Source organism: Citrobacter farmeri (assembly GCF_019048065.1).
In the GTDB taxonomy this organism is placed as follows: Bacteria; Pseudomonadota; Gammaproteobacteria; order Enterobacterales; family Enterobacteriaceae; genus Citrobacter_A; species Citrobacter_A farmeri.
In genome coordinates this window covers 1,037,011-1,057,008 of sequence record NZ_CP077291.1, presented here as the reverse complement: position 1 = coordinate 1,057,008, position 19,998 = coordinate 1,037,011, and the positions used below count along the sequence as shown (strand labels likewise).

22 protein-coding genes are annotated in these 19,998 nt (G+C 56.1%); 12 read left to right on the top strand and 10 right to left on the bottom strand.

The features are described 5' to 3' along the window. Window positions 1-15: 15 nt before the first annotated feature. Entirely contained in the window at window positions 16-1,440 is a 1,425-nt protein-coding gene (locus tag I6L53_RS04935) for a 6-phospho-beta-glucosidase (RefSeq protein WP_042322657.1), read from the top strand. Between the two features lie 181 nt (window positions 1,441-1,621). Continuing rightward, window positions 1,622-1,873, top strand: coding sequence for a SymE family type I addiction module toxin (locus I6L53_RS04930; protein ID WP_042322654.1), 252 nt, complete (start codon window positions 1,622-1,624; stop codon window positions 1,871-1,873). Between the two features lie 26 nt (window positions 1,874-1,899). Here I6L53_RS04930 and hycI read toward each other — a convergent pair whose 3' ends face one another. The 9 genes from hycI to hycA all read right to left on the bottom strand — a co-directional run bounded on the left by hycI (window position 1,900) and on the right by hycA (window position 9,768). After that, window positions 1,900-2,364 carry a hydrogenase maturation peptidase HycI gene (gene hycI, locus I6L53_RS04925; RefSeq protein ID WP_042322652.1) on the bottom strand — a complete coding sequence of 155 codons (465 nt, stop codon included), beginning with the start codon at window positions 2,362-2,364 and terminating at the stop codon, window positions 1,900-1,902. Then, complete coding sequence (locus I6L53_RS04920; protein WP_042322649.1) at window positions 2,357-2,767, bottom strand: formate hydrogenlyase maturation HycH family protein; 411 nt, start codon at window positions 2,765-2,767, stop codon at window positions 2,357-2,359. Before I6L53_RS04920 ends, hycI begins: the two co-directional genes overlap by 8 nt. Continuing rightward, window positions 2,764-3,531: a formate hydrogenlyase subunit HycG gene (hycG, locus tag I6L53_RS04915; protein ID WP_042322646.1), complete on the bottom strand. Its 768-nt coding sequence runs from the start codon at window positions 3,529-3,531 to the stop codon at window positions 2,764-2,766. The genes I6L53_RS04920 and hycG overlap by 4 nt, the downstream gene beginning before the upstream one ends. Next, window positions 3,531-4,073 carry a formate hydrogenlyase complex iron-sulfur subunit gene (locus I6L53_RS04910; RefSeq protein ID WP_042322643.1) on the bottom strand — a complete coding sequence of 181 codons (543 nt, stop codon included), beginning with the start codon at window positions 4,071-4,073 and terminating at the stop codon, window positions 3,531-3,533. The genes hycG and I6L53_RS04910 overlap by 1 nt, the downstream gene beginning before the upstream one ends. A gap of 9 nt (window positions 4,074-4,082) precedes the next feature. After that, window positions 4,083-5,792 carry a formate hydrogenlyase subunit HycE gene (hycE, locus tag I6L53_RS04905; protein WP_042322641.1) on the bottom strand — a complete coding sequence of 570 codons (1,710 nt, stop codon included), beginning with the start codon at window positions 5,790-5,792 and terminating at the stop codon, window positions 4,083-4,085. 17 nt (window positions 5,793-5,809) lie between these two features. Then, window positions 5,810-6,733, bottom strand: a complete 924-nt coding sequence (locus I6L53_RS04900) for a respiratory chain complex I subunit 1 family protein (protein ID WP_042322638.1) — start codon at window positions 6,731-6,733, stop codon at window positions 5,810-5,812. A gap of 2 nt (window positions 6,734-6,735) precedes the next feature. Next, window positions 6,736-8,562 (bottom strand): formate hydrogenlyase subunit 3, encoded by a 1,827-nt coding sequence (gene hycC / locus I6L53_RS04895; RefSeq protein WP_042322636.1) that lies wholly within the window; start codon window positions 8,560-8,562, stop codon window positions 6,736-6,738. Further along, window positions 8,559-9,170, bottom strand: coding sequence for a formate hydrogenlyase subunit HycB (gene hycB, locus I6L53_RS04890; RefSeq protein WP_042322633.1), 612 nt, complete (start codon window positions 9,168-9,170; stop codon window positions 8,559-8,561). Before hycB ends, hycC begins: the two co-directional genes overlap by 4 nt. A gap of 136 nt (window positions 9,171-9,306) precedes the next feature. Continuing rightward, window positions 9,307-9,768 (bottom strand): formate hydrogenlyase regulator HycA, encoded by a 462-nt coding sequence (gene hycA / locus I6L53_RS04885; RefSeq protein WP_042322632.1) that lies wholly within the window; start codon window positions 9,766-9,768, stop codon window positions 9,307-9,309. 210 nt (window positions 9,769-9,978) lie between these two features. Between hycA and hypA the strand changes: the two genes are divergently transcribed. From hypA to flhA, 6 genes are all read left to right on the top strand, one after another. After that, window positions 9,979-10,329: a hydrogenase maturation nickel metallochaperone HypA gene (gene hypA, locus I6L53_RS04880; protein WP_042322631.1), complete on the top strand. Its 351-nt coding sequence runs from the start codon at window positions 9,979-9,981 to the stop codon at window positions 10,327-10,329. Between the two features lie 3 nt (window positions 10,330-10,332). Further along, window positions 10,333-11,205, top strand: coding sequence for a hydrogenase nickel incorporation protein HypB (gene hypB, locus I6L53_RS04875; RefSeq protein ID WP_042322628.1), 873 nt, complete (start codon window positions 10,333-10,335; stop codon window positions 11,203-11,205). Continuing rightward, a complete protein-coding gene (locus I6L53_RS04870; RefSeq protein ID WP_042322627.1) occupies window positions 11,196-11,468 on the top strand; it encodes a HypC/HybG/HupF family hydrogenase formation chaperone in 273 nt (90 codons plus the stop codon). Before hypB ends, I6L53_RS04870 begins: the two co-directional genes overlap by 10 nt. Next, the gene (hypD, locus tag I6L53_RS04865; RefSeq protein ID WP_042322625.1) at window positions 11,468-12,589 is read left to right on the top strand and encodes a hydrogenase formation protein HypD; all 1,122 of its coding nucleotides are present in this window, start codon (window positions 11,468-11,470) and stop codon (window positions 12,587-12,589) included. Before I6L53_RS04870 ends, hypD begins: the two co-directional genes overlap by 1 nt. Beyond that, window positions 12,586-13,596 (top strand): hydrogenase maturation carbamoyl dehydratase HypE, encoded by a 1,011-nt coding sequence (gene hypE / locus I6L53_RS04860; RefSeq protein WP_042322623.1) that lies wholly within the window; start codon window positions 12,586-12,588, stop codon window positions 13,594-13,596. Before hypD ends, hypE begins: the two co-directional genes overlap by 4 nt. Before the next feature lie 168 nt (window positions 13,597-13,764). Further along, on the top strand, window positions 13,765-15,843 hold the full coding sequence (gene flhA / locus I6L53_RS04855; protein WP_042322622.1) for a formate hydrogenlyase transcriptional activator FlhA: 2,079 nt from the start codon (window positions 13,765-13,767) through the stop codon (window positions 15,841-15,843). Between the two features lie 100 nt (window positions 15,844-15,943). Here flhA and I6L53_RS04850 read toward each other — a convergent pair whose 3' ends face one another. Then, window positions 15,944-16,288, bottom strand: coding sequence for a nitrous oxide-stimulated promoter family protein (locus I6L53_RS04850; RefSeq protein WP_042322620.1), 345 nt, complete (start codon window positions 16,286-16,288; stop codon window positions 15,944-15,946). Window positions 16,289-16,486: 198 nt separating this feature from the next. Between I6L53_RS04850 and I6L53_RS04845 the strand changes: the two genes are divergently transcribed. Genes I6L53_RS04845 through sitD form a run of 4 tightly spaced genes read left to right on the top strand, consistent with a single transcriptional unit; the run spans window position 16,487 to window position 19,915 of the window. Beyond that, window positions 16,487-17,404: a metal ABC transporter substrate-binding protein gene (locus tag I6L53_RS04845; protein WP_042322619.1), complete on the top strand. Its 918-nt coding sequence runs from the start codon at window positions 16,487-16,489 to the stop codon at window positions 17,402-17,404. Beyond that, complete coding sequence (sitB, locus tag I6L53_RS04840; RefSeq protein ID WP_042322617.1) at window positions 17,401-18,222, top strand: iron/manganese ABC transporter ATP-binding protein SitB; 822 nt, start codon at window positions 17,401-17,403, stop codon at window positions 18,220-18,222. The genes I6L53_RS04845 and sitB overlap by 4 nt, the downstream gene beginning before the upstream one ends. Next, a complete protein-coding gene (sitC, locus tag I6L53_RS04835; protein WP_042322615.1) occupies window positions 18,219-19,076 on the top strand; it encodes an iron/manganese ABC transporter permease subunit SitC in 858 nt (285 codons plus the stop codon). The genes sitB and sitC overlap by 4 nt, the downstream gene beginning before the upstream one ends. Next, entirely contained in the window at window positions 19,067-19,915 is an 849-nt protein-coding gene (gene sitD / locus I6L53_RS04830) for an iron/manganese ABC transporter permease subunit SitD (protein WP_042322613.1), read from the top strand. Before sitC ends, sitD begins: the two co-directional genes overlap by 10 nt. Window positions 19,916-19,998 lie beyond the last annotated feature (83 nt).

The following is a 19,998-nucleotide window of genomic DNA, read 5'->3' as shown; positions in this document are numbered from 1 at the left end:
TCACTGAGGTTTATTATGGCTGTATTTCCGCAAGGATTTTTATGGGGTGGCGCACTGGCCGCCAACCAGTCTGAAGGCGCATACCGGGAGGGCGGCAAAGGGCTGACCACCGTCGATATGATCCCACACGGCGAGCATCGCATGCCGGTCAAACTGGGACTGGAAAAACGCTTCCAACTGCGGAATGACGAATTTTATCCCAGCCATCAGGCGATCGATTTTTACCATCGCTATAAAGACGATATCGCTCTGATGGCAGAAATGGGCTTCACCGTCTTTCGCACTTCCATTGCCTGGAGCCGCCTCTATCCCAACGGCGATGAACTGACGCCGAATGAGGAAGGCATCGCGTTCTATCGCGCGGTATTTGCCGAGTGCAAAAAGTACGGTATTGAACCGCTGGTCACGCTATGCCACTTCGATGTACCGATGCATCTGGTCACCGAATACGGCTCCTGGCGTAACCGCAAAATGGTGGAGTTTTTCACTCGCTATGCGCGAACCTGTTTTGAAGCCTTCGACGGTCTGGTGAAATACTGGCTGACGTTCAATGAAATCAACATCATGCTGCATAGCCCGTTCTCCGGTGCGGGGCTGGTGTTTGAAGAGGGGGAAAATCAGGATCAGGTGAAGTATCAGGCCGCGCACCATGAGTTGATTGCCAGCGCGCTGGCGACAAAAATCGCCCATGAGGTAAACCCGCAGAACCTGGTAGGCTGCATGCTGGCGGGGGGGAATTTTTATCCGTACTCCTGCAAGCCGGAAGACGTCTGGACAGCACTGGAAAAAGATCGTGAAAACCTGTTTTTCATTGACGTGCAAGCGCGTGGGGCGTATCCGGCTTACTCTGCTCGCGTATTCCGCGAGAAAGGCGTGGTGATAGAGAAAGCCCCGGAAGATGACGCGATCCTGAAAAATACCGTTGATTTTGTCTCCTTCAGCTATTACGCGTCGCGCTGCGCGTCAGCTGAGATGAACACAAAAAACACCAGTGCCGCGAACGTAGTTAAGTCACTTCGTAACCCGTACATTCAGGTGAGCGACTGGGGTTGGGGGATCGACCCGCTTGGCCTGCGCATCACGATGAACATGATGTATGACCGCTATCAAAAACCGCTGTTTCTGGTGGAGAACGGTCTTGGGGCAAAAGATGAAATCGATGCCGACGGCAACATTGATGACGACTACCGTATCAGCTATCTGCGCGAACACATCCGGGCCATGGCTGACGCCATTGAGGACGGCGTGCCGTTGATGGGTTACACCACCTGGGGCTGTATTGATCTGGTAGCCGCGTCGACAGGTGAAATGAGCAAGCGGTATGGGTTCGTCTATGTCGACCGCGATGATGCCGGGAACGGTACGCTTGCGAGGACCCGTAAAAAATCGTTCTGGTGGTATAAAAAAGTGATCGCCAGCAACGGGCAGGATCTGGCGTAAGCCGGCTGCCGGACGGCGCTCTCGCTGTCCGGCCTCTACCAGCCCTCTCTCCCTTTTCCCGTTACATCATTTGCATTCTGTTTCCGGTATCTCCCTTCCAGTTTCTGATTTGCCCCTTCTCTTTTTTACTGGCATTTTATACAGGTGTATTCATCTCCCCGCAGGCAACAAGGAATCGTTTATGACTATTGAGACTGGCAGTCCTGAAGTCGCTATCAGCAGGCCCTTTCGTCGTTTAAAGGTGAGCTATGTCAGAAAGCGCCATGAAGATCCGAAAACCGGTAATACGCGTCGCTATACCCGGCATGCGTCGTTAACCATTAATGGCGACTGGCTGGAACAGGCGGGTTTCCCCACCGGCACCATCGTCAATGTGGCGGTGATGCCGGGGAAATTAGTAATTGAACAGGTGAAAGAAGAGCGGGCCGGATGAGGCTAAACTGGAATCCGGCATGAACATCACGATGCTTCTAATTCCGCGAAGCCACCGTGACCTTCCCAGCCGTCGAGACGCTGGTAAACGGTGTCGACGGCTTCCTTAATTGGCTGGGTCATGGGGTAATAAAATCCGACGATATCCGGTTGAATACCGAGGAAGATCACCTCGCCGACGTCTTCTTTGAGCTGATCAACCAGATAGTTCAGCGGCATATTGTGGGTGGTCATCATGAACATCTCGGCGATATCGTCAGGATCAATGATGCGGATCTCGCCTGGATTTAGTCCCATATCGGTGGCATCCACGATCAGCAGACGATCCGGGCGCAGTTCGCGAATGGCCACGATATCATTTTCCGGCGCGCTGCCTCCGTCGATAACGACCCAGTTGCCCTTCGCCTGCGCCGCACATTTTTCTGCCAGCAGCGGCCCCGCGCCGTCATCCCCCATCATGCTGTTGCCAACACACAATAAAACGTCAGTCACGGTGTCTCCTCACCATCAGGTAGATGGCGCTCTCCTGATGAATATCGTGCAGCATGCTGAGCATCTGTTTACTCCATGCCTGCTGCTCCGGAGTCTGTACCGCAAGCGCACGATCGAACGCGTGCGCCAGCATTTGCACATGATTAGAATCGATGACGATCTCGCCGTACTTCGGCACCCCTTCCATCTTCCGACGAGCCTCGCTCCCCTCTTCCAGGGTGGCAATCCACGTCAGATAGGCGTCCCACGGGCAGGTCAACGCGGCTTCCAGACAGTCGATGATCCCAAGGTGGTGACCAATCGCCAGGCTGTAATAGACAACCTGCTGCGCCTCGGCGGGCGTCGCATCGTTCTCATCAATAAACTTACGGCTCAGTTGACTGAACACCACCGTTTCACTCATCGGATACGCGCCTCTTCAACAACCTGATTCAGATGCGTGACGATCTCCGTGAGACGTGGGTCGCTTTCCGCTTCCAGCCAGCGCGCCACCTGATGCTCGCCCTGACCTAACTGTCGCAGGTAGTCATCAGCAATCTGCCGCCCATAGCGATAGCCCGCCAGTCGACGTGCTTCGCGATCCACCTTCACGCGCAGCGGTTGAACCATTTCCGGGTGCAGAATTTCTGCTGGCTGTTCATCCCGTTCACCTGGCGCACGAGCGTGAATTTTCTGCTCCAGCAGGCCCAGCGCCATCGCAAAGCCATATAGCGTAGCCGCAGGCGTCGGCGGGCATCCAGGAATATAAACATCCACCGGCACAATTTTGTCGGTGCCGCCCCAGACGCAGTACAGATCGTGGAAGATGCCACCGCTGTTACCACAGGCACCGTAAGAGATACAAATTTTCGGATCCGGCGCAGACTGCCAGGCACGCAGCGCCGGAGAGCGCATCGCGCGGGTGACCGCGCCGGTGAACAACAGAATGTCCGCATGACGCGGCGACGGTACGACTTTGATACCAAAGCGTTCGGCATCGAACAGCGGTGACAGAGTGGCAAAAATTTCAATTTCGCAGCCGTTGCAGCCGCCGCAGTCCACGCGGTAAACATACGCTGAACGCTTGATGTTTTTCAGCAATGACGCCTTCATGCTGGCGATGGACTCATCCACCGTCATCGGTACCGGAATACCGTTCGCGTCACGCGGGCCTAATAAATTGCTCATCAGCTGGCCTCTTTCATATGGCGAGTCAGTTCAATACGATCGGACGGCACCAGGCACTTCTGGCGTTTGCAGTCCGGGCAGGTCTCAAAACTTTCGCGGTGATGTTCCGCGCGGCTGTCGCCGTTGTGCTTGAGCAACGCAATGGCGTAATCAATCTCTTTCTGGACAGCGAAAGGACGGTGACACACACGACAGTTGCACAGCGCAAAACGAGACTGCTGGAGGAAATCCTCTTTCTTCCACACCGCCAGCTCGTATTCCTGAGAAAGCCTGATCGCCGCCGTTGGGCACACTTCTTCGCAGCGGGCGCAGAAAATACAGCGCCCGAGGTTGAACTGCCAGGCCAGTTCGCCGCTGGCCAGATCAGTTTCCACCGTCAGCGCATTGGACGGGCAGGCATTCACGCAGGCTGCGCAACCAATGCACTGCTGTGGATTATGCTCCGGTTTGCCGCGGAAGTTTTTATCAACCGCAATCGGCTCCAGCGGATAAGACGAAGTCGGCGCGCCGGTTTTGATAACTTTCTTGATAAAGGTAAACATGGCGATTCCTTATTTCAGCGGCGAGTTTTTACGCTCAATGCTGTAGCGCTCAAGTTCTTTGTACGGCACGACTTTGCTCTTCTTCTTACGTACATCCACTACGGTCATACGGTCGGTACAGGAGTAGCAAGGGTCAAGGCTACCGATAATCAGCGGTGCATCAGAAACGGTGTTGCCGCGCAGCATATAGCGCAGGGTTGGCCAGTTGGCGTATGTCGCTGCGCGGCAGCGCCAGCGGTACAGCTTCTGGTTATCGCCGGTCATGCTCCAGTGGATATCATCACCACGCGGTGCTTCAGAGAAGCCCAGGGCAAAGCGATGCGGAATGTAGGTAAAGCCTTCCACCATCAGCGGACCGCCAGGCAGGTTGTCCAGACCGAAGTCGATCATGTTCAGCGCGGTGTACACTTCGTTGATACGTACCTTCAGACGTGAAATCACGTCACAACCCTGTTCACTGTGAACCGTCATCGGCAGCAGGCCATAACCGACAAACGGGTGATCGGCGCGGGTGTCACGGGCGTGACCGCTGGCGCGCACCATCGGCCCAACGTTACTAAAATCACGTGCGATTTCCGGATCCAGACGACCAATACCCACGGTACGCTGTTCCATGTTCGGTGTACTGAGCAGCATATCCACCAGCTCCTGCACGTCGCGACGCATCTGCTGCGCCAGTTGGCGGGTCTGGATCATGTCCTCTTTCAGCAGATCGCGACGAATCCCGCCGATCAGGTTCAGACCGTAGGTTTTACGCGCCCCGGTCAGGATCTCCGCCATCTTCATGGAGGTTTCGCGTACGCGGAAGAACTGCATGAAACCGGAGTCAAAACCGGTGAAGTGACAGGCCAGGCCGAGGTTCAGCAAGTGGGAATGCAGACGCTCCACCTCCAGCAGAATGGCGCGGATCATCTGTGCGCGTTCCGGCACTACGATGCCCATCGCGTTTTCAACCGAGGTGGTATACGCGGTGCTGTGGGCAAAACCGCAGATACCGCAGACGCGATCTGACAGGAAGGTGACTTCGTTATAACCCATGCGGGTTTCCGCCAGCTTCTCCATGCCGCGATGGACATAGAACAGGCGATAATCGGCGTCGATAATATTTTCGCCGTCAACGAACAGGCGGAAGTGACCTGGTTCATCCGAAGTGACGTGCAGCGGGCCAATCGGTACCACGTTGTTTTTCTTGTCACCCAGTTCGTTGATGAACTGATAAGTTTCAGCATCGGTGGTCGGTGCCGGGCGCTGACGGTAATCCATGCTGTCTTTACGCAGCGGATAGAGTTCATCCGGCCAGTCATCCGGTAACACCAGACGGCGTTCGTCCGGCAAGCCAACCGGGATCAGACCGTACATATCGCGCACTTCGCGCTCGCCCCACACCGCTGCAGGTACGCGCGGCGTAACGGACGGGTATTCCGGCTTGTTCGGGTCGACTTCAACACGCACCGTTATCCAGCATTTGGTGCCCTGCTCCATCGACAGTACGTAGTACACGGCATAGTGACCGCACAACTGGCGCTCATCGTTCCCGAACAGCACAGAGAGCCACCCGCCTTGCTTGTAGTACAGAAATTCCACCACTTCCGGCAGATAGTTGACCTTCACGGTGATCGTCAGCTGATCGTGGGTCTGCCAGGCTTCGTCCAGCACCACGCCAGGAAAAGCCTGATGCAGTGCAGCAAGGTATTGTTGACCTAATTTTTCTTCAGACATGCTCAAACTCTCTTAAATCACGCCACCAGCAAGGAGACGAACGCTAAAAACGCAAACCCAAAACCGGCCCAGGTCACGCGTGAAGTGGCGCAAAAACGTAGACGCGCCATGCTGTTTTCAAACAGGGCAATCACCAGCACACCGACGAGCAGCTTGACGATGGCAATCACCAGCGCCAGCAACAGTCCGCCTGCGCTGAACGTTTCCATCTGTCCCCACGGCAGGAACACGCCGACAAACATTTGCAGTACCACCAGCTGTTTCAGGCTGATACCCCACTTCAGCACCGCAAAACCGCTGCCGCTGTATTCCGTCAGCGGCCCTTCCTGTAACTCCTGCTCCGCTTCCGCCAGATCGAACGGCAGTTTGCCCATCTCGATAAAGGTGGCGAACGCACAGGCGCACAGCGCAAGGATCAGCGGAATACTGCGGGCTGCCGGCCAGTGGTAGATCGTATCGGTGATATTGCTGATATGCGTGGAACCCGCCACCTGCGCGGCAACCCACAGACCCAGCAGCAGGATCGGTTCCACCAGCACACCGAGCATCGCTTCGCGGCTGGCACCGATGGCGGTAAACGGGCTACCGGTATCCAGACCGGCAATGGAAAAGAAGAAACGGGCAATGGCAAACAGGTAGATCAGCGTGATCAAATCACCCAGTTGCGGCAGCGGTGACCCCACGGTGACCACCGGCAGCGCGGTGGCGATGGTCAGCATGACGCCCACCATCACAAACGGCGTCAGACGAAAGACCCACCCGGCGTCCGCAGGTGCGACGCTCTGACGGCCCAGCAATTTGATCAGATCACGATATTCCTGCAACACGCCCGGACCGCGGCGATTATGCAAACGGGCACGCGCCACGCGGGTCACGCCGGATAGCAGCGGCGCGGCGGCAAACAACACCAGCGCCTGAATTAACGGATATAAAACACTCATTCTCAGGCTCCTCGTGAAACCACAATCACTACCAGCACGGCCAGCTCAATCAGTGCCAGACGACGGAACAGAACCGGCACAGCCGCGCTCTGCCAGCCCGGAATCCACGCCACCGGGTTGAGCCATTTCCGCAATTTGAGGACAGGCGCAAAGGCTTCTTTCACCGGCATCGCGAAGCCGTGCGCGGTAATCACCATCGACTGCTCGTGATCGTAGCCGCAGACCCATGCCGTACCGCGTGAGCGCGATGGCAGACGGTTACCTTTGAACATCGCCATGATGATGAACGGCAGCAGCGGACAGGCGATCAACAGGAGCGTGATCATCGGCTGTGAAACGGTGGTATTGGCCGTTTCCAGCGGCAGTGGCACAGCGGCAGCCAGCAGCGGCAGCAGCCACGGTGCGGCAACACCGCCCAGCACACAGCAAATCGCCAACGCCACGACGCTGATGCCCATCAGGATCGGCGCACAGCAGGCGTTTTCCGCCTCTTTCGTCCGCGGTGCGCCGAGGAAAGTGACGCCATACACTTTCGCCATGCACATCACCGCCAGCGCGCCGGTAATCGCCAGCCCAACCGCCAGTAATGGCCCCAGCAGACGACCAATAAACGCGCCGCTATTGCCCAGTTTGAAGAAGGACTGATAGATCACCCACTCGCCGGCAAAGCCGTTCAGCGGCGGCAGAGCGGCCATTGCCATCAGCCCGACCAGCATGGCGACAGAAATCACCGGCATGCGTTTGCCGATGCCGCCCAGTTTTTCGATATCGCGATGTCCGGTACGAAACCAGATACTGCCTGCCCCGAGGAACAGTACGCTTTTGAACAGACTGTGGTTCACCAGATGATAGAGTCCCCCGGTCAGGCCAAGGGCAATCAGTGCCGGTTGATTGAGGGCAATCCCGGTCACGCCAGCGCCCAGACCGAGCAGGATAATGCCGATGTTTTCCAGGGTGTGATATGCCAGCAGACGCTGAATATTGTGCTCCATCAGCGCATACAGACCGCCGACAAACGCGGTGATCATGCCGAGAACCAGCAGTAATACGCCCCACCACAGCGGCGCATTTCCACCAATCAGCGATAGAGAGAGAATACCCAGCAGACCGACCTTCATCACCACGGTGGAGAACAGGGCCGCTGCCGGAGCGCTGGCGTTCGCGTGTGCCTGTGGTACCCATCCGTGCAACGGAATAATCCCCGCCAGCAGACCAAAGCCCGCCACGCCGAGCAGCCAGATGTCAGAGCCCAGCGGCAGTTCCTGCGTGCGCAGATCGAGCAGGCGCAACTCCAGGGTGCCATAGCGCTGCCACACCAGCCAGCAGGCGATCGCCAACAGCAGCGTGCCGAGACGTCCCAGCGCAAACCACAGCTTGCCTTCTTTGCTGCAGCCCGTCAGGAACACGGCGCACAGTGCCATGATTTCTGCCATCACCACCAGCGTACCGAGATTACTGGCTGCAACAGCGCACACCGCCGCCGCCATCAGCAGATTCACCAGCAGGCCGTTCGCTTTGACCTGCGGATGGCGATGCCAGTCGATGTTGTACAGGCTGACGAACAGGCCGCACAGCCCCAGCGTAATCAGCCAGATGGCATTCAGCGGGGTGATTTGTACACCGTGACCGATAAACGGCATTACTCCGCTCACCGCGACGGCGTTAATCAGCACGGTAAAACCCGCCGCGGCGGTGCACAAACTACCAACCGCGCCCCCCACGCCAGCGACCCAGCCGCTCAGCGCTTTATGAAAAGAGAACAGAAATGCCAGGACGGCGGCGGCGGCAAACCAGGCCACACCGCTTACGATCAGTGAAATTGCGCTCATTTTGCATCCCCACTCTGAGCCTGCTGAAACAAGGAGAGATCGCCGAAGTCGGTATTAAACGTCAGCTCACGTTTCCGTTTGCTGGCGCGAGCGATATCCATGTTGTTCACCAGATGCAGGGCTTTCGTTGGACACATCCGCACACAGGCCGGGCCTTGTTCATCAAAGCTGCACAGGTCGCATTTCACCGCAATGGCACGCACGCCAGAAACCCAGTCCAGCAGCGTGCTGACGCGAGCCGGTGCCGGTGGCGCTGGCGGGGCTTTCGGGGTGTTGGCGTTGGCCGGGATATGCAGCGGACGGCTGCCGGAAAATTCGATCGCGCCAAACGGACAGGCGATGCCGCACAGTTTGCAGCTCACGCACAAGCTTTCATTAAGCTGTACGGCGCCATCCACGCGGTTAATGGCGTTGACCGGGCACACGGTGGCGCAAGGAGCATCTTCGCAGTGGTGGCAAAGTTGCGGCGCAGATTCTTTTTCATTCAGCATCACTTTCAGGCGCGGCATAGACTGCAGGCCGTGCTGGCGATGCGTCTCTGAACAGGCGGCCTCACAGGTGTGGCAGCCGATACAGAGCGTGGAGTCAGCAATTACAAAACGATTCACCAGGCATTCCTCAGGTGATAGTCATTTTTGACGAAAACATGCCGATGGAATGTCAGTTTCGACACTTATCGACACGCCAGTCCCTCAAATCGTCGTGACGACCTGTAAAACAACGTCACGACGCAAAACGCCGCGTTCAGGCCGCCGGTTTTTGTCCCGCCACCAGTTGGCTAAGAATGATCGGCGATCCGCTCTCAACGGCGGCATACAGTCGGTCATAGACGCTGGCGATTTTATCGAGATAGTGTTCCAGCACCTGCTCACGGTCACGATTGCTGACTCGCTCATCTACTTTGCCGTCGATGCTCAACTGCGCCTGCGCAATCAGTTGTTTATCTTCGCTATCTTTTGTCTCGACGTAATACTCAATGGTGTGGCTGTTGAAACCATCCGCCATCGTGACGGTGATACGAAAGTGTTCGAACAGTACGAAGCAGAGATCTTTATCCGGCGCGCAGCTCATCGCATGATGCAGACGCGCTTTTGACAGGGTGATCCCCTGAACCAGCGAGTTGCAGTAAATATGCCACTGGTCCTGTAGGCGACGATGCCGCTGCGCGATGTAATCGGCTTTTTCGCTTATTTCCCAAATAGTCATGTCAGGTTACCCGTTTAACAGAGATAGCCAGCCATAAGCATTTTCCATGCCAATATTTAACTCTCTGTTTTTCCATTAATTTAAAAATAAATGACGGATGTCGACGCCCTGATGACATGTCATTTCGTCATCATCGTCATCGACAAGCGCTGGCAATTTTCAGGCTGGCATAGTTATTGCTTAACCCTGCCCATTACATCGGGAGGCGATATGCACGAAATTACCCTTTGCCAACGAGCACTGGAATTGATCGAACAACAGGCCGTCGCACACGGCGCAAAACGGATAACTGGGGTCTGGCTCAAAATTGGCGCATTTTCTTGCGTGGAAACCAGCGCTCTCTCCTTTTGTTTTGATCTGGTATGCCGTGGCACCGTTGCGGAAGGTTGTAAACTGCACCTCGAGGAACAAGAAGCCGAATGTTGGTGTGAATCCTGTCAGCAATACGTCACCTTACTGACCCAGCGCGTTCGCCGTTGCCCGCAATGCAATAGCGACACGCTGCAGATTGTGGCCGATGACGGATTACAGATTCGACGAATAGAAATAGATCAGGAGTGAGCGATGTGTACAACATGCGGTTGCGCTGAAGGCAACCTTTATATAGAGGGTGATGAGCATAACCCTCATTCCGCGTTTCGCAGCGCGCCTTTTGCACCGGCAGCTCGCCCGGCGCTGAATATTACCGGCATCAAAACGTCCGAATTCACCCCGAGCCAGACTGAAGAAGGCGATCTGCACTACGGTCACGGTGAAGCCGGGACCCACGCGCCAGGCATGAGCCAGCGTCGTATGCTGGAAGTGGAAATCGACGTGCTGGATAAGAACAACCGCCTGGCTGAGCGTAACCGCGCCCGCTTCGCCGCGCGTCAGCAGTTGGTGCTGAACCTCGTCTCCAGTCCAGGTTCCGGTAAAACGACCCTGCTCACCGAAACGCTGATGAAGCTGAAAGACAGTGTGCCGTGCGCCGTTATTGAAGGCGACCAGCAGACGGTCAACGATGCAGCGCGCATTCGTGCCACCGGCACACCGGCCATTCAGGTCAACACCGGCAAAGGCTGCCACCTTGACGCACAGATGATTGCCGATGCCGCGCCGCGTCTGCCGCTGGAAGATCACGGGATTCTGTTTATCGAAAACGTCGGCAACCTCGTCTGCCCGGCGAGTTTTGATCTCGGCGAACGCCATAAAGTGGCGGTACTGTCTGTCACCGAAGGCGAAGACAAACCGCTGAAATATCCGCATATGTTTGCCGCCGCATCGCTGATGCTGCTTAACAAAGTCGACCTGCTGCCGTACCTGAATTTCGACGTTGAGAAGTGCATTGCCAGCGCCCGGGAAGTCAACCCGGATATCGAGATCATCCTGATTTCCGCCACCAGCGGCGAAGGGATGGATCTGTGGCTGAACTGGCTGGAGGCACAGCGATGTGCATAGGCGTTCCCGGCCAAATCCGCACCATTGAAGGTAACCTGGCGAAAGTCGACGTTTGCGGCATTCAGCGCGATGTCGATCTGACGCTGGTCGGCAGTTGTGATGAACACGGTAAACCCCGTCTGGACCAGTGGGTACTGGTCCACGTCGGTTTTGCCATGAGCGTGATTAACGAAGCCGAAGCGCGCGACACGCTCGATGCGCTCCAGAACATGTTTGATGTTGAGCCGGATGTCGGCGCTCTGCTGTATGGCGAGGAAAAATAATGCGTTTTGTTGACGAATACCGCGCGCCGGAACAGGTGATGCAACTGATTGAGCACCTGCGTGAACGCGCCGCGCATCTGCCATACACCGCCGAACGTCCGCTGCGCATCATGGAAGTCTGCGGCGGTCACACGCACGCGATCTTTAAATTCGGTCTTGACCAGCTGCTCCCCGAAAACGTGGAGTTTATCCACGGCCCGGGCTGTCCGGTCTGCGTGTTGCCAATGGGACGTATCGACAGTTGCGTAGAAATTGCCAGCCATCCGGAGGTGATTTTCTGTACCTTTGGCGACGCCATGCGCGTGCCGGGAAAACAGGGGTCACTGTTACAGGCGAAATCCCGCGGTGCGGACATTCGCATCGTCTACTCGCCGATGGATGCACTCAAACTGGCACAGGAAAACCCGACCCGCAAAGTTGTTTTCTTCGGCCTTGGTTTTGAAACCACTATGCCGACAACCGCCATTACACTGCAACAGGCGAAACTGCGCGACGTGCAGAACTTTTACTTCTTCTGCCAGCACATTACGCTCATTCCTACCCTGCGCAGTCTGCTGGAACAGCCCGACAACGGCATTGACGCGTTCCTCGCGCCAGGCCATGTCAGCATGGTAATCGGTACTGACGCCTATCATTTCATTGCCAGTGAATTTCATCGTCCGCTGGTGGTCGCTGGATTTGAACCTCTTGATCTACTGCAAGGCGTCGTGATGCTGGTTGAGCAGAAAATAGCGGCCCACAGTCAGGTCGAAAACCAGTACCGCCGTGTCGTACCGGATGCCGGCAATCCGTTGGCGCAACAGGCCATTGCCGACGTATTTTGCGTTACCGGCGACAGCGAGTGGCGCGGCCTGGGGGTGATTGAATCGTCCGGTGTGCATTTGACGCCCGATTATCAGCGTTTTGATGCTGAAGCGCATTTCCGCCCGGCTCCCCAGCAGGTTTACGACGATCCGCGTGCCCGCTGCGGCGAAGTGCTGACCGGGAAATGCAAACCGCATCAGTGCCCGCTGTTTGGCAAGACCTGTAATCCAGAGACCGCCTTCGGCGCACTGATGGTCTCTTCAGAAGGCGCATGCGCCGCCTGGTATCAGTATCGTCAGCAGGAGTGTGAAGCATGAACAGCGTACAACTCGCCCACGGCAGCGGCGGTCAGGCCATGCAGCAGCTGATTAACAGCCTGTTTATGGAAGCGTTTGCCAACCCGTGGCTGGCGGAACAGGAAGATCAAGCGCGGCTTGAACTGGCGCAACTGGTCGCTGAAGGCGATCGGTTAGCCTTCTCTACCGACAGCTATGTCATTGATCCGCTGTTCTTCCCCGGCGGTAACATCGGCAAACTGGCGATCTGCGGTACCGCCAATGACGTCGCCGTCAGCGGCGCAATCCCTCGCTATCTCTCCTGCGGTTTTATTCTCGAAGAAGGGTTGCCGATGGAAACGCTGAAAAGCGTAGTGAGCAGCATGGCCGCCACCGCGCGCGAAGCCAACATTGCGATCGTCACCGGCGATACTAAAGTCGTTCAGCGCGGCGCGGCGGACAAACTGTTCATCAACACGGCAGGCATGGGGGCGATTCCGGCCAATATTCACTGGGGCGCACAAACCCTGAGTGCAGGCGATGTGCTGCTGGTCAGTGGGACGCTGGGCGATCACGGCGCCACTATCCTTAATCTGCGTGAACAACTGGGGCTGGATGGTGAACTGGTCAGCGATTGCGCGGTATTAACTCCGTTGATTCAGTCGTTGCGTGATATCCCCGGCGTGAAAGCCCTGCGCGACGCCACCCGTGGCGGCGTTAACGCCGTCGTCCATGAGTTTGCTGCCACCTGTGGTTGCGGGATTGAACTGTCCGAATCTGCACTTCCCGTGAAGCCTGCGGTTCGTGGAGTATGTGAACTGTTGGGTCTGGATGCGCTTAACTTCGCTAACGAAGGCAAGCTGGTGATTGGTGTTGAACGGCAGGCGGCCGGACAGGTGCTGGCGGCGTTACATGCCCACCCGCTGGGGCGCGATGCGGCACTGATTGGCGAAGTCGTCGAACGTAAAGGGGTGCGTCTGGCGGGTCTTTATGGCGTGAAGCGCACGCTGGATTTACCGCATGCCGAACCTCTACCGCGTATTTGTTAATTCTGTAATTATGCCCGATGGCGGCTTCGCCTTATCCGGCCTACACACGCTTTTGAACCGTAGGCCGGATAAGGCTATTTTGCCGCCATCCGGCGGAAGTCAAGTATATCTATCTATAATGTAGTTTCTTTTTCGCACCGCGCAGCGGTACTTTCCTGGAAAAGCAATATGTCGTATACACCGATGAGCGATCTCGGGCAGCAAGGATTGTTCGACATCACTCGCACATTGTTACAGCAGCCCGACCTTCAATCGCTAAGCGAGGCGCTTTCACAACTGGTAAAGCGCTCGGCGCTTGCCGACAGCGCGGCAATTGTACTGTGGCAAGCGCAAACGCAGCGCGCGTCGTATTACGCTACGCGCGATAACGGTAAGCCCGTCGTCTACGAAGACGAAACCGTGCTGGCACACGGCCCGGTCCGCCGTGTTCTTTCTCGCCCCGATGCCCTGCACTGCAATTATCACGAATTTACGGAAACCTGGCCGCAGTTGGCCTGCGGCGGACTTTACGCGCCATTCGGTCACTACTGTCTGCTGCCGCTGGCGGCGGATGGGCGCATTTTCGGCGGCTGTGAATTCATCCGCAATGAAGACAGGCCCTGGAGCGAAAAAGAGTACGAACGTCTGCAAACCTTCACCCAGATTGTCGGCGTGGTGGCAGAGCAAATTCAGTGCCGGGTCACGAACAACGTCGATTACGATCTCTTGTGCCGCGAACGCGACAACTTTCGTATTCTGGTCGCCATCACCAACGCCGTGCTTTCCCGGCTCGATATGGATGAACTGGTCAGTGAAGTCGCCAAAGAGATCCACCACTATTTCAACATCGACGACATCAGCATTGTCCTGCGCAGCCACCGTAAAAATAAGCTCAGCATCTACTCCACCCACTACCTCGATGAAAATCACCCGGCGCACGAACAGAGCGAAGTGGATGAAGCAGGCACCCTGACGGAACGGGTGTTTAAAAGCAAAGAGATGCTGCTGATTAACCTGAACGAACGGGATGCGATGGCCCCCTATGAGCGCATGCTGTTCGACACGTGGGGCAATCAGATCCAGACGCTGTGCCTGCTGCCGCTGATGTCAGGCAACACCATGCTCGGCGTGCTCAAGCTGGCGCAGTGTGAAGAAAAAGTGTTCACCACCGCTAATCTGAACCTGCTGCGCCAGATTGCCGAACGTGTAGCCATCGCCGTGGATAATGCTCTGGCCTATCAGGAAATCCATCGACTGAAAGAGCGACTGGTGGATGAAAACCTGGCGCTCACGGAACAACTCAATAATGTCGACAGCGAGTTTGGCGAAATCATCGGGCGCAGCGAAGCGATGTACAGCGTGCTCAAGCAGGTCGAGATGGTGGCCCAGAGCGACAGCACCGTGCTGATCCTTGGGGAAACCGGCACCGGAAAAGAGTTGATTGCCCGCGCGATCCATAATCTGAGCGGGCGTAACGCGCGCCGGATGGTGAAGATGAACTGCGCCGCTATGCCCGCCGGACTACTGGAAAGCGATTTGTTCGGCCATGAGCGCGGCGCTTTCACCGGTGCGAGCGCGCAGCGCATTGGCCGCTTTGAGCTGGCAGATAAAAGTTCATTATTCCTGGATGAAGTGGGTGACATGCCGCTGGAATTGCAGCCAAAGCTTCTGCGCGTTTTACAGGAACAGGAATTTGAGCGTCTGGGCAGCAATAAGCTGATCCAGACCGATGTGCGTCTGATCGCCGCCACCAACCGCGATCTGAAAAAGATGGTCAACGATCGCGAGTTTCGTAGCGATCTCTACTACCGCCTCAACGTCTTTCCGATCCAGCTTCCACCGCTGCGCGAACGCCCGGAGGACATCCCTCTGTTAGTCAAAGCGTTCACCTTTAAAATCGCTCGCCGCCTAGGACGTAATATCGACAGTATTCCGGCGGAAACCCTGCGCATCCTCAGCAATATGGAGTGGCCGGGTAACGTGCGCGAACTGGAGAACGTGGTTGAGCGCGCCGTTCTGCTGACGCGGGGAAGCGTATTGCAACTCTCGCTGCCGGATGTCGGTATGCTCTCGCCAGACGTACCACCTGTCGCAACCGAAGTCGCACAGGAAGGGGAAGATGAGTATCAGCTCATTATGCGGGTGTTGAAAGAGACCAATGGTGTGGTTGCAGGCCCGAAAGGAGCAGCTCAGCGCCTCGGACTCAAGCGAACAACGCTGCTGTCGCGCATGAAGCGTTTAGGCATTGATAAGGATGCGTTGGTATAAACGAAGCGTTGCCGGATGGCGGTGCAAACACCTTATCCGGCCTACAGATAAGTCCCCACCTGTAGGCCGGATAAGCGCAGCGCCATCCGGCATTTCACACTCATTTCTTGCGCTGATATTTTTCCGGCAATGTCGGCACGGGACGTTTATCGTCGATGAGATGACGAACGGTCAAAATCGGATGACGCCAGAGCATTCTCGGCCCCGCCCAGCGCATGATCTGCTTCATCTCTTCACGTTTCGCAGGCTGATAGCAGTGCACCGGACACTGTTTACAGGCGGGTTTCTCCTCGCCAAAAACGCACCTGTCCAGACGCTTTTGCGCATAAGCAAACAGCGCGTCGTAATGCCCTGATTCATCGGAGGCCTGCGGGCACAGACTCTCATACAGCGCGATCATCTTTTTAATCGTCATTTTTTCGCGTGCGATTCGCTTGCCGGACATGATGCGCCCTCCACAACATTAAGGTGCATTTATTCTACAACTTAAATTCTCGCGACACTATCACCCGAAGGTGACACCTTCACCCTCTCAAATAAGAATTATTTTCATTTAACACTATCTTTATACATGCCTTGTGCTATATAACATAGCAAAGGCTATATTCGATGAATAATTAACCACTTTATTATGAGGGATACTATGTCGCATCTCCCCCGCCTGACGTCGTCTCTACTGGCTGTCGTACTGGCCATCTTCGCGGTATCACCGGCTTACGCCAAAGAGAAACTCAATGTCGTTACCACCTTCACCATCATTGCTGACATGGCGCAAAACGTGGCGGGCGAGGCGGCAAATGTCAGTTCGATCACCAAACCTGGCGCGGAAATTCATGAGTATCAACCCACGCCGGGCGATATTAAGCGGGCACAGGGTGCGCAACTGATCCTCTCAAACGGCCTGAATCTGGAGCTGTGGTTTGCCCGCTTCTATCAGAATTTGTCGGGCGTGCCGGACGTGACGGTGTCTGACGGGGTGAAACCAATGGGCATCAGCGAAGGGCCGTACAACGGTAAACCTAATCCCCACGCCTGGATGTCGGCAGAAAACGCGATGATCTATGTCGACAATATTCGTGACGCGCTGGTGAAATACGATCCGGATAACGCTGCGGTTTACCAGAAAAATGCCGAACGTTATAAAGCGCAAATTCATCAGACGCTGGCCCCTCTCCATGCCGCGCTGGCAAAAATCCCTGCCGAAAAACGCTGGCTGGTTACCAGTGAGGGAGCGTTCTCCTATCTTGCCCGCGATAACGACCTGAAAGAGCTGTATCTCTGGCCGATCAACGCCGATCAGCAGGGAACGCCGAGACAGGTACGCAAAGTGATCGATGCGATCAAAACACATCAGATCCCCACCGTGTTCAGCGAAAGTACCGTGTCGGATAAACCGGCTCGCCAGGTCGCCCGGGAGTCCGGCGCACATTACGGCGGCGTACTGTATGTCGATTCGCTGAGCGCCGCCAATGGCCCTGTTCCTACCTATCTCGACCTGTTGCGGGTCACTACCGAGACCATCGTCAGCGGCATTAACGACGGTCTGAGGAACCAGAAATGAGTCCTTCGGCGATTACCGTGAATCAGGTTACCGTGACCTATCGCAACGGCCATACCGCGCTACGCGATGCCACCTTTCAGGTGCCGGGCGGTTCTATTGCCGCGCTGGTAGGGGTTAACGGGTCGGGAAAATCGACGTTGTTCAAGGCGTTAATGGGCTTTGTCCGTCTGGCGGACGGCGAGATTTCCATCCTGCAACAGCCGGTGAATAACGCGCTGAAGCAGAATCTGATTGCTTACGTGCCGCAGTCAGAAGAGGTCGACTGGTCATTTCCGGTGCTGGTAGAAGACGTGGTGATGATGGGCCGCTACGGGCATATGGGCTGGTTGCGTCGCCCGAAGGCAGAGGATCGAGCCAGCGTCGACGCCGCGCTGGCACGGGTGGACATGCTGGAATACCGCCACCGGCAAATTGGTGAGCTTTCCGGCGGGCAGAAAAAACGCGTCTTTCTCGCCAGAGCCATCGCCCAGGACGGCCAGGTGATTCTGCTGGATGAGCCCTTTACCGGCGTTGACGTCAAAACCGAAGCCCGCATTATTGCCCTGTTACGCGAGTTGCGCGATGAAGGGCGTACCATGCTGGTCTCGACCCACAATCTCGGTTCAGTCACCGAGTTCTGTGATTATACGGTGATGATCAAAGGCACCGTGCTGGCAAGCGGACCAACCGATACGACCTTTACCGCCGAAAACCTTGAGCTGGCGTTCAGCGGCGTTCTGCGCCACGTCGCGCTCAGCGGCGGCGAAGAACACATCATTACCGACGACGAACGTCCGTTTATCTCCCGGCGTACGGTAGACAGCGGAGAGTCATCATGAACTGGCTGACGGAACCCTTTGGCTATCAGTACATGCTTAATGCGATGTGGGTTTCAGCGATGGTTGGCGGCCTGTGCGCTTTTCTCTCCTGCTATTTAATGCTCAAAGGCTGGTCGCTGATTGGCGATGCGCTGTCGCACTCCATCGTGCCCGGTGTTGCCGGCGCGTATATGCTCGGCTTACCTTTTTCGCTCGGCGCCTTTCTCTCCGGTGGTCTTGCTGCGGGCAGCATGCTGTTTCTGAACCAGCGCTCGCGGCTGAAAGAAGACGCTATTATTGGCCTCATATTCTCGTCCTTCTTTGGCATCGGGCTGTTTATGGTGTCACTTAACCCAATGTCAGTGAATATTCAGACCATCATTCTCGGCAACGTGTTGGCCATCGCGCCGGAAGATATTGTGCAACTGGCCATTATTGGCGCGGTTTCCCTGCTCATCCTGTTGCTGAAGTGGAAGGATCTGATGGTCACCTTTTTTGATGAAAACCACGCCCGCTCGATTGGCCTGAATCCGGATCGCCTGAAGCTGCTGTTTTTCACTCTACTGTCGGTGTCTACCGTGGCTGCATTACAAACTGTGGGCGCATTTCTGGTGATCTGCCTGGTCGTGACGCCTGGCGCAACGGCCTGGCTACTGACCGATCGCTTTCCGCGCCTTCTTGTGATTGCCGTTGCGATCGGCAGTGTGACCAGCTTCTTCGGTGCCTGGCTCAGTTACTGGCTTGACGGCGCAACCGGCGGGATCATCGTAGTACTACAAACGCTGCTGTTCCTGTTGGCGTTCGTTTTCGCGCCCAAACACGGCCTGCTGGCAAACCGTCGTCGCGCACGCCATAAGGAGCCATCATGTTCCTGACCGCCCTGCTGGAACCTTTTCAGTTCAACTTTATGGTCAATGCACTGATCGTATCGACCATTGTCGCGGTTCCCTGTGCGCTGCTGTCAGTATTTCTGGTGCTGAAAGGCTGGGCACTCATGGGCGATGCCATGAGCCACGCCGTCTTTCCGGGGATTGTGCTGGCCTATATCGTCGGCATTCCGCTGGCAATCGGCGCATTTATCGCCGGTCTGTTCTGCGCTGTCGCAACCGGGTATCTCGACGACAACAGTCGGATCAAACGCGACACCATCATGGGGATCGTCTTCTCCGGCATGTTTGGCGCCGGGCTGGTGCTGTATGTCTCTATCCAGTCAGAAGTCCATCTCGACCATATCTTATTTGGCGACATGCTGGGGATTTCGCTGAGCGATATTGCCCAAACGTCGCTCATTGCGCTGGGTATCGCCCTGATCATTGCATTCAAATGGAAAGATTTGTTGCTGCACGCCTTCGATCCGCATCAGGCGAAAGCCTGCGGGCTTAACACCTCGTTACTGCATTATGGACTCCTGTGCATGATAGCGCTGACCATCGTGGCGACGCTGAAATCGGTGGGGATCATTTTGTCAATCTCCCTGTTGATCGCTCCAGGCGCGATTGCCGTTCTCCTCACCCGACGCTTTGCCCACGCGCTGCTGCTGGCAACGGGTCTGTCGGTGGTCACCTCATTTTCAGGTGTCTATCTGTCGTTCTTCCTCGACAGCGCCCCTGCCCCCACCATCGTCGTGCTGTTTACCATTATCTTTATCGTTGCGTTTGTTTTTGCCGCATTACGCGACCGGCGTTCGGAATTGCGACAACAACAATCGATGTAAAATTCTGAAACGGAAGAAGGATCGAGAAGTCGGCGATCCTGGCTTTCCCTGAAATGCGTATCTCCGTTATCATGTGCCCCTTA

Coding starts and splice junctions, on each gene's coding strand:
- I6L53_RS04935 (WP_042322657.1), top strand. CDS start 16: ATGGCTGTATTTCCGCAAGGATTTTTATGGGGTGGCGCACTGGCCGCC.
- I6L53_RS04930 (WP_042322654.1), top strand. CDS start 1,622: ATGACTATTGAGACTGGCAGTCCTGAAGTCGCTATCAGCAGGCCCTTT.
- I6L53_RS04920 (WP_042322649.1), bottom strand. CDS start 2,767: ATGAGTGAAACGGTGGTGTTCAGTCAACTGAGCCGTAAGTTTATTGAT.
- hycG (WP_042322646.1), bottom strand. CDS start 3,531: ATGAGCAATTTATTAGGCCCGCGTGACGCGAACGGTATTCCGGTACCG.
- I6L53_RS04910 (WP_042322643.1), bottom strand. CDS start 4,073: ATGTTTACCTTTATCAAGAAAGTTATCAAAACCGGCGCGCCGACTTCG.
- hycE (WP_042322641.1), bottom strand. CDS start 5,792: ATGTCTGAAGAAAAATTAGGTCAACAATACCTTGCTGCACTGCATCAG.
- I6L53_RS04900 (WP_042322638.1), bottom strand. CDS start 6,733: ATGAGTGTTTTATATCCGTTAATTCAGGCGCTGGTGTTGTTTGCCGCC.
- hycC (WP_042322636.1), bottom strand. CDS start 8,562: ATGAGCGCAATTTCACTGATCGTAAGCGGTGTGGCCTGGTTTGCCGCC.
- hycA (WP_042322632.1), bottom strand. CDS start 9,768: ATGACTATTTGGGAAATAAGCGAAAAAGCCGATTACATCGCGCAGCGG.
- hypA (WP_042322631.1), top strand. CDS start 9,979: ATGCACGAAATTACCCTTTGCCAACGAGCACTGGAATTGATCGAACAA.
- hypB (WP_042322628.1), top strand. CDS start 10,333: ATGTGTACAACATGCGGTTGCGCTGAAGGCAACCTTTATATAGAGGGT.
- I6L53_RS04870 (WP_042322627.1), top strand. CDS start 11,196: ATGTGCATAGGCGTTCCCGGCCAAATCCGCACCATTGAAGGTAACCTG.
- hypD (WP_042322625.1), top strand. CDS start 11,468: ATGCGTTTTGTTGACGAATACCGCGCGCCGGAACAGGTGATGCAACTG.
- hypE (WP_042322623.1), top strand. CDS start 12,586: ATGAACAGCGTACAACTCGCCCACGGCAGCGGCGGTCAGGCCATGCAG.
- flhA (WP_042322622.1), top strand. CDS start 13,765: ATGTCGTATACACCGATGAGCGATCTCGGGCAGCAAGGATTGTTCGAC.
- I6L53_RS04850 (WP_042322620.1), bottom strand. CDS start 16,288: ATGTCCGGCAAGCGAATCGCACGCGAAAAAATGACGATTAAAAAGATG.
- I6L53_RS04845 (WP_042322619.1), top strand. CDS start 16,487: ATGTCGCATCTCCCCCGCCTGACGTCGTCTCTACTGGCTGTCGTACTG.
- sitB (WP_042322617.1), top strand. CDS start 17,401: ATGAGTCCTTCGGCGATTACCGTGAATCAGGTTACCGTGACCTATCGC.
- sitC (WP_042322615.1), top strand. CDS start 18,219: ATGAACTGGCTGACGGAACCCTTTGGCTATCAGTACATGCTTAATGCG.
- sitD (WP_042322613.1), top strand. CDS start 19,067: ATGTTCCTGACCGCCCTGCTGGAACCTTTTCAGTTCAACTTTATGGTC.